Source organism: Nocardia aobensis NBRC 100429 (genome assembly GCF_000308375.1).
GTDB classification, from domain to species: Bacteria; Actinomycetota; Actinomycetes; order Mycobacteriales; family Mycobacteriaceae; genus Nocardia; species Nocardia aobensis.
The window spans coordinates 1-7,256 of the sequence record NZ_BAFQ01000256.1 but is presented as its reverse complement, the minus strand read 5'-3'; the positions used below and the strand labels follow the sequence as shown (position 1 = coordinate 7,256).

Annotated in this window: 9 protein-coding genes; 3 read left to right on the top strand and 6 right to left on the bottom strand. The window is 69.1% G+C overall.

What is annotated here, in order from left to right; translation table 11 throughout:
• Positions 1-614, bottom strand: a 614-nt coding sequence (locus tag RJ03_RS27880; protein ID WP_245552403.1) for an MFS transporter, incomplete at its 3' end; no start/stop codon positions are given.
• Between the two features lie 52 nt (positions 615-666).
• On the opposite strand from RJ03_RS27880, the gene RJ03_RS27875 reads away from it, so the two are divergent.
• The 3 genes from RJ03_RS27875 (at position 667) to bfr (ending at position 2,598) form a co-directional block, all read left to right on the top strand.
• Positions 667-1,710, top strand: coding sequence for a GlxA family transcriptional regulator (locus tag RJ03_RS27875; protein WP_051025335.1), 1,044 nt, complete (start codon positions 667-669; stop codon positions 1,708-1,710).
• A gap of 155 nt (positions 1,711-1,865) precedes the next feature.
• A complete protein-coding gene (locus tag RJ03_RS36325; protein ID WP_083871380.1) occupies positions 1,866-2,057 on the top strand; it encodes a (2Fe-2S)-binding protein in 192 nt (63 codons plus the stop codon).
• Positions 2,058-2,115: 58 nt separating this feature from the next.
• Positions 2,116-2,598 carry a bacterioferritin gene (gene bfr / locus RJ03_RS27865; RefSeq protein ID WP_036507864.1) on the top strand — a complete coding sequence of 161 codons (483 nt, stop codon included), beginning with the start codon at positions 2,116-2,118 and terminating at the stop codon, positions 2,596-2,598.
• 60 nt (positions 2,599-2,658) lie between these two features.
• Here the strand turns inward: bfr and RJ03_RS27860 are convergent, their stop codons facing one another.
• From RJ03_RS27860 to RJ03_RS27840, 5 genes are all read right to left on the bottom strand, one after another.
• Positions 2,659-3,807, bottom strand: a complete 1,149-nt coding sequence (locus RJ03_RS27860) for an acyl-CoA dehydrogenase family protein (RefSeq protein ID WP_036507861.1) — start codon at positions 3,805-3,807, stop codon at positions 2,659-2,661.
• A gap of 13 nt (positions 3,808-3,820) precedes the next feature.
• Entirely contained in the window at positions 3,821-4,966 is a 1,146-nt protein-coding gene (locus RJ03_RS27855) for a thiolase family protein (protein WP_036507858.1), read from the bottom strand.
• Positions 4,959-5,798, bottom strand: coding sequence for an enoyl-CoA hydratase/isomerase family protein (locus RJ03_RS27850; RefSeq protein ID WP_036507855.1), 840 nt, complete (start codon positions 5,796-5,798; stop codon positions 4,959-4,961). Before RJ03_RS27850 ends, RJ03_RS27855 begins: the two co-directional genes overlap by 8 nt.
• Positions 5,788-7,032 (bottom strand): CaiB/BaiF CoA transferase family protein, encoded by a 1,245-nt coding sequence (locus RJ03_RS27845; protein ID WP_036507852.1) that lies wholly within the window; start codon positions 7,030-7,032, stop codon positions 5,788-5,790. The genes RJ03_RS27850 and RJ03_RS27845 overlap by 11 nt, the downstream gene beginning before the upstream one ends.
• Positions 7,032-7,256 (bottom strand): SDR family NAD(P)-dependent oxidoreductase (locus RJ03_RS27840; protein ID WP_036507849.1); only part of this gene is annotated, 225 nt, incomplete at its 5' end. The genes RJ03_RS27840 and RJ03_RS27845, both read right to left, overlap by 1 nt.

The following is a 7,256-nucleotide window of genomic DNA, read 5'->3' as shown; positions in this document are numbered from 1 at the left end:
AGCACCACCAGCGGCACCACGGCCAGAGCGGTCGCGGCGACGACCAGGGCCGGGGCCCGCCAGCCGTGGTCGCGGGCCAGCATCGAGACGAGCGGCAGGAACACCAGCTGGCCGGTGGCACCGGCGGCGGTCAGTACCCCCGTGACCAGGCCGCGGTGCCGGACGAACCAGCGTCCGGTGATGGTCGCGACGAACGGCATCGACATCGATCCCACGCCGATGCCGACCAGCAGCCCCCACGTCGCCATCAACTGCCACGGCTGGGTCATGAAGACCGTGAGCCCACTGCCCGCGGCGACGAGCAGCAACGCGCACGCCACCACCAGCCGAATGCCGAACCGGTCCATCAACGCGGCCGCGAACGGCGAAATCACCCCGTACAGCAGCATATTCACCGAAACCGCGGCGCCGATGGTGCCGTGCGACCAGCCGAATTCCTCGTGCAGCGGATCCATCAGCACGCTCGGCACCGAGCGGAACGCGGCCGCGCCCAGCAGCGCGACGAAGCCGACGGCGGCGACGGTCCACGCCGGATGCGGACTACGCGCGAATCGCGTCGTGGGCCGCTCGGGCGGTGGCGAAGGGGCGGGGTCGGTGAGGCGAATCTCGGTCACCGGAAGAGCGTGCCGAATCGCGCGGTCGCCGACGAGTGGCCTGAATGCCATAATGCGTAAAGATTCAGCCATTCCCTTGGTCCTCAACGAGGAGGCGACCGTGCCGGACCCGCATCTGGTGGCCGTGCTGGCCTTGGCGCCCATCGTCGGCTTCGATCTGACGATTCCGCCGACCGTGCTCGGCGCGGCCACCGCCGACGACGGCACCGATCTCTACGAGGTGCGGATCTGCGGTCTGGACCGGTCCCCGATCCCGTCCACCAGCGGTTACACCATCACCCCGGAGTACGGCGCCGAGCTGCTGGGTCGCGCCGACACCGTGATCGTCCCGGGTACGGCCATGCCGGGTCCACGCCATGACGGCGTCCTGCCACCCGAGGTCACGGCCGCGCTGGCGTCGATCCGGCCCGATGCGCGCATCGTCTCGATCTGTACCGGCGCCTTCGTCCTGGGCGCGGCCGGCCTCCTCGACGGCCGCCGCGCCACCACGCACTGGAAGTACGCGGCGGACTTTCGCACCCTTTTTCCCGCCGTACTGCTCGACGAGGATCTGCTGTTCGTCGAGGACGGCAATATCTGCACCGCAGCGGGTCTGGCGGCCGGGGTAGATCTGTGCCTGCATCTGGTGCGCTCCGATCACGGCAGCGCGGCCGCGAACCGGGCCGCGCGCTACTGCGTCGTACCGCCGTGGCGCGAAGGCGGGCAGTCGCAGTTCATCGAACAGCAGGTCCCCGATCCGGGCGCGGAAAGCACCGCCGCGACCCGGGAGTGGGCCCTCGCGCGACTGGGCGAGGATCTGGATCTCACCACCCTCGCCGCACACGCCCGCATGAGCGTGCGCACGTTCACCCGCCGCTTCAAGGCCGAGACCGGCACGGCGCCCGGCGCGTGGATCCTGCACCAGCGGATGCGCCACGCCCGCCATCTCCTCGAAACCACGGCACTCACCGTGGACGAGGTCGCCCGCGCGTCCGGTATGGGCACTGCCGCCTCGCTGCGCCATCACCTGCGCACCCAGCTCGGCGTCGCGCCGATCGCCTATCGCAAGACGTTCCGGCAGCCGAGGGCGGAGCAAGATCAGCCGGTCGCGCGGTGAGCGGCGCCCGGCACGCGGCATGTCCGCGACCCGTGCCGACCCATTGACAACCCCCGCTCCCCGGGTGCTACCTTAGGCAAGGGTTACCTGTTTAGGCGAGGCTTACCTCCCGAAGCGACCCCGCAATTGTCGTACAGAGCAATCCGAGGCCGACCGTGTACATCTGCATCTGCAACGCCGTCTCCGAGGCAGACGTGCACACCTGCGTCGCCGCCGGCGCCTGTTCGACCAAACAAGTGAAGAAGGCCTGCGGGTGGAAGCCGGGTTGCGGCTCGTGCACCGCCCGATTGGCCGAGGCGATAGGCCGAGCGCGCACCGACGTACCGGCCGAGCCGACTGCTGCCTGACACCGACACGCACCCCGCTCATTCCCCTGATCTGTGATATGTGCCACGATCACACGTCATGGATGGCGACAAGGAAATCATCGCGCTGCTCAACGAGCAGTTGACGGCCGAACTCACCGCGATCAATCAGTACTTCCTGCACGCCAAGATGCAGGAGAACTGGGGCTACCCCAAGCTGGCCCGGCACACACGTCACGAATCCATCGATGAGATGAAGCACGCCGAGGTCCTCACCGATAGGATCCTGTTCCTCGACGGTCTGCCGAACTACCAGAAGCTGAATCCGCTGCGGATCGGCCAGACCGTCCCGGAACAGTTGCGGGCCGACCTGGAGATCGAGATGGAGGCCGTGACCCGGCTGCGCGGCGGGATCGAGCTGATGCGCTCACGCGGCGACGTCACCTCCGCCCGCATCTTCGAGTCGATCCTCGAGGACGAGGAAGGCCACGTCGACTACCTCGAAACCGAGATCGCACTGCTGGGCGCGCTGGGTGAGCAGCTCTATCTGCAGCGCTACACCGATACCCCCGAAGGGGACTGACGCCGGCACCGCACCCGGCCGCCGATCTTTCGCGGCCGGGTGTTCGTGTGTCGAAAACGCTTACAACGCCAGCGATTTGGCGATGATCGTCTTCATCACCTCACTGGTGCCGGCGTAGATGCGCGCCACCCGGGCATCGGTGTAGAGCCGCGCGATCGGATATTCCATCATGTAGCCGTAACCGCCGAACAACTGCAGGCAGCGATCGACCACCCGGGCCTGCACCTCCGTGCAGAACAGCTTCACGCGGGCGGCGTCGGCGCCGGAGAGCACCCCGTCGACCAGGTCGGCGACCGCCCGATCCAGCATGGTCTGGGCCGCCTCGATCTCGGCGGACATGGCCGCCAATTCGAATTTCGTGTTCTGGAACGAGGCGACCGGCGTGCCGAATGCCTTGCGCTGCTTCACATAATCGACGGTCGCGGTGAGCGCGGCGCGCGATTGCGCCACCGAGCCGACAGCGACGGTCAGCCGTTCCTGGGGCAGATTGTGGCCGAGGTAGCCGAAGGCCGCACCCTCCTCGCCGAGCCGGTTCGCCACCGGCACCCGCACCTCGTCGAACGACAGCTCGACGGTGTCCTGGACCTTGCAGCCCATCTTCTCCAGCACCCGGCCACGAGCGAAGCCGGGCATGCCGCCCTCCACGACCAGCAGTGTCAGCCCGTGCCGGCGGTTGTCCGGATCGGTGGAGGTCCGGCACACCACGATTACCAGATCGGCCAGCAGCCCACCGGTGATGAACGTCTTGGCTCCGCTGAGAACGTAGTGGTCTCCGTCGCGGACGGCGGTGGTCCGCACCCCGGCCAGATCCGATCCGGTGCCGGGTTCGGTCATGGCGATGGCGGTCAGCAGCTGGCCCGAGGCCAGGCCGGGAAACCAGCGCTCGCGCTGGCCGGCGTCGGCGTAATCGAGGAAGTACGGCAGGATCACGTCCAACTGGGTGCGCACGGTCGACAGCGTGACCAGCGCCCGCGCGGCCTCCTCCTGCAGCACCACGTTGTAGCGGTAGTCGCGCAGCCCCGCTCCTCCGTACTCCTCGGGGATAGCGATGCCGAGCAGGCCTGATTCGCCCAGCCGCGTGAAGATTTCGCGCGGCATCCGGCCGGCGCGTTCCCAGTCCGGGTAGTTCTCGACCACATGTTTGTCGATGAATTCGCGGGCCAGTGCCCGGAACGATTCGTGGTCGGCGGTGAACAGTTCTCGGCGCACGCCGGTTCTCCGATCAGTTCAGCAGTTCGACGACGGTGGCGTTGGCGGTACCGCCGCCCTCGCACATGGTTTGCAGGCCGTAGCGAATGCCGTTGTCGCGCATGTGATGGACCATGCGGGTCAGCAGGACCGCGCCCGACGCGCCGAGCGGATGGCCGAGCGCGATGGCTCCGCCCAGCGGATTCACCCGGTCGAGGTCGGCGCCGGTTTCGGCCAGCCAGGCCAGCGGCACCGGTGCGAACGCCTCGTTCACCTCGAACACTCCGATCTCGGCGAGCGACAGCCCGCACCGGCGCAGCACCTTCTCCGTCGCCGGGATCGGGCCGGTGAGCATCAGTACCGGATCGGCGCCGGTCACCGCGCCCGCGCGATAGCGGACCAGCGGGGTCAGGCCCAGTTCACGCGCCCGGTCCGGAGTGGTGACCAGCACCGCGGCCGCGCCGTCGGAGATCTGTGACGAATTGCCGGCGTGGATCACGCCGTCGGCACGGAAGGCCGGTTTCAGCCGGGCCAGCGTCTCGGCGGAGGTGCCGCGGCGGATGCCTTCGTCGGCGCCGATCGTGACCGTACCGGCGGGCACGTCGACGATCTGATCGTCGAAGGCCCCGCGGTCGACGGCCGCAGCCGCCAGTTCGTGCGAGCGGGCGGCGTAGTCGTCGAGACGAGTGCGGGTGAAACCCCACTTCTCGGCGATCAGTTCGGCCGAGATGCCCTGGTCGAAGGAGAAATCGTGATAGCGGGCACGGGCTTTCGGCCCGTACGGCATGCCGGTGGCGCGGGCCGAGCCCAGCGGAACCCGGCTCATCACCTCCACACCGCCGGCGATCACGAGGTCCTGCTGCCCCGAACCGACCACGGCGGCGGCGAAATCGACTGCCTGCTGGCTGGATCCGCACGCGCGGTTGATCGTGGTGCCGGGCACGGTTTCCGGCCAGTCCGCGGCCAGTACCGCGTAGCGGCCGATATTCGAGGACTGGTCGCCGACCTGGGCGACACATCCCCAGATGACGTCGTCGACGAGGGCCGGATCCAGACCGGTGCGCTCGGCCAGCGCGGTCAGCACCAGCGCGGACAGGTCCGCGGGGTGGATGCCGGCCAGGGCGCCGTTGCGTTTGCCGATCGGGGTGCGGACCGCCGCGGCGATGACTACCTCACGCATCTGTTCGACTTTCCTTGTCGGGCCGGTCCGTACGGCGGATCGGCGGCCTGGTCACCGTCCAGCGGCCGGTGAACCGGGGTGGGCGTTTCTCGGCGAAGGCGGCGAAGGCCTCGGGTGCGTCGGCGGTGGCGAAATTGATGCCCTGTGCCCGCGCCTCCCCGGCCAGCGCCTCCCGCAGACTGCGGTCGGCGCCCTCGTTGAGCAGGGCCTTGGTCTGGGCCAGCGCCACCGGCGGGCCCGCCGCGAGCCGTGCCGCCAGGTCGTCGACGAACGCGTCGATCTGGGCGTCGTCGCACAGCCACGTCACGAGGTTCAGCTCGCGCGCCTGTTCGCCGTCGATCGTCTCGCCCAGCAGCGCAAGTCTTTTCGCCTGTTGCAGCCCCGCGATCTTGGGCAGCAGCCAGGTGCCGCCCAGATCCGGGGAGAGGCCGCGCCGGGCGAAGATCTGCGAGAACCGGGCGTGCGGGGTGGCGACGACGAAGTCGCAGCCGAGCGCGAGATTCCACCCGGCACCGATGGCCACGCCGCGCACCTTCGCCACGGTCGGCATCGGCAGTTCGTGCAGGGCCAGAGCGACCTCGGTCAGTGCCCGCATCCGATAGGTCGGATGGGTGTTGTCCGGCGTGGAAATATCCGCGCCGGAACAGAATTCACCGCCCGCGCCGGTGAGGACCACCGCCCGCACGTCGAGATCGGTCGCGGTGGCGCGCAGCACGTCCTCCAACGCCGACCACAGTGCGGCGTCGATCGCGTTCTTGTGATGTGGCCGATTCAAGGTCAGGGTGCGCACACCCGCCTGATCGGTGCACAGCAGAACCGCATCATCGGGCATGGGCGGCACCTGTCCCGGTGTATCGGAGTCCGATCGCGCCGTCAGCTCGCCACCGCTCGATCTCCTCTGCGCTGCAACCGATTTCGTTCAAGACAGCATCGGTGTGCTCGCCCAGGCCCGGCACCGCGCCCATCGGCGGGTGATAGCCCTCGATCACGGCCGGGGGCAGCAGGGACGGGATCGGCCCGTTCGGGGTGTCGATCCCGCGCCAGCGGCCGCGCTCGGACAGTTGTGGGTGGGCCAGGACCTCGCTCGGCCGGTTGTAGCGCGCATTGCCGATGCCGGCGGCGTCGGCGGCCGCCTGGATCTCGGCCAGATCGTGTCGCGCACACCAGCTTCCGATCGCCTCGTCGAGGTCGGCGCGCTGGGCGACCCGGCCGGGATTGGTGCGGAAGCGCTCGTCGGCGGCCAGATCCGGGCGTTGCAGGATGTCGCGGGCCAGGCGCTGCCATTCCCGATCGTTCGTGGTCCCCAGCACCACGGTCTGTCCGTCGGCCGTGGGGTAGGCGCCGTAGGGCGCCACGGCGGGTGAGCTCATGCCGAGCGGCTGCTGGTCGATTCCGCTGTGCCGGGCGTAGGTGAGGTGATAGCCCATCAGCTCGGCCATGGTGTCGAACAGGCTCACCGATATCGCTGTGCCCGGCCCCGGCCCGCGCCGCAGCCGCCCGCACAGCGAGGCCACGATCGACAGCGCCGCGTACAGACCCGTGGTCACATCCGCTACCGGTGGCCCGGGTTTGGCGGGCGCGCCGGCCGTGCCGGTCACCGCGCACACTCCGGCCTCGGCTTGGACCAGCAGGTCGTAGGCGCGTTTGTGCGACAGCGGCCCGCCCGCGCCGAATCCGTCGATGGTCAGCGAGATCAGATCCGGGTGCCGGCTGTCCAACTCCGCCGGCGACAATCCCAGCCGATCGAGCGCGCCGGGTGCGAGATTGGCGACCAGCACGTCGGCACGGTCCAGCAGGCGATGCAGAAGATTTACGCCCGCAGCCGATTTCAGGTCGAGAGTGACCGATTCCTTACCGCGATTGACCCAGACGAAATGCGCGGCCTGCCCCTCGACCACGTCGTCGTAGTAGCGGGCGAAGTCGCCGCCGTCCGGGTTCTCCACCTTGATCACCCGGGCTCCGAAGTCGGCGAGGGTGCGCGTGCACATCGGCGCGGACACCGCCTGTTCCAGCGCCACCACCGTCACCCCTGCGAGCGGGCCCGCCGCCTGCGGATCGATGATCATCACATCACCATGCCGCCGTCCACCGGCAGCACCTGCCCGGTGACGAAGGAGGCGGCGTCGGAGGCGAGGAAGACGAACGCACCGGCCACCTCGTCCGGTTCGGCCCAGCGGCGCAACGGAATTCGGTTCAGCATCTGCGCGGCGAATTTCTCGTCGGTGCGGATGGTGGTGGTCATCGGCGTGGCCGCCAGCGGCGCCAGCGCGTTCACCAGGATGTTCTTGCG

What these genes read in the sequence shown, in the direction of transcription:
- RJ03_RS27855 (WP_036507858.1), bottom strand. Translation starts at nt 4,966, where the DNA reads ATGCGTGAGGTAGTCATCGCCGCGGCGGTCCGCACCCCGATCGGCAAA.
- RJ03_RS27875 (WP_051025335.1), top strand. Translation starts at nt 667, where the DNA reads ATGCGTAAAGATTCAGCCATTCCCTTGGTCCTCAACGAGGAGGCGACC.
- bfr (WP_036507864.1), top strand. Translation starts at nt 2,116, where the DNA reads ATGGATGGCGACAAGGAAATCATCGCGCTGCTCAACGAGCAGTTGACG.
- RJ03_RS27850 (WP_036507855.1), bottom strand. Translation starts at nt 5,798, where the DNA reads ATGCCCGATGATGCGGTTCTGCTGTGCACCGATCAGGCGGGTGTGCGC.
- RJ03_RS27845 (WP_036507852.1), bottom strand. Translation starts at nt 7,032, where the DNA reads ATGATCATCGATCCGCAGGCGGCGGGCCCGCTCGCAGGGGTGACGGTG.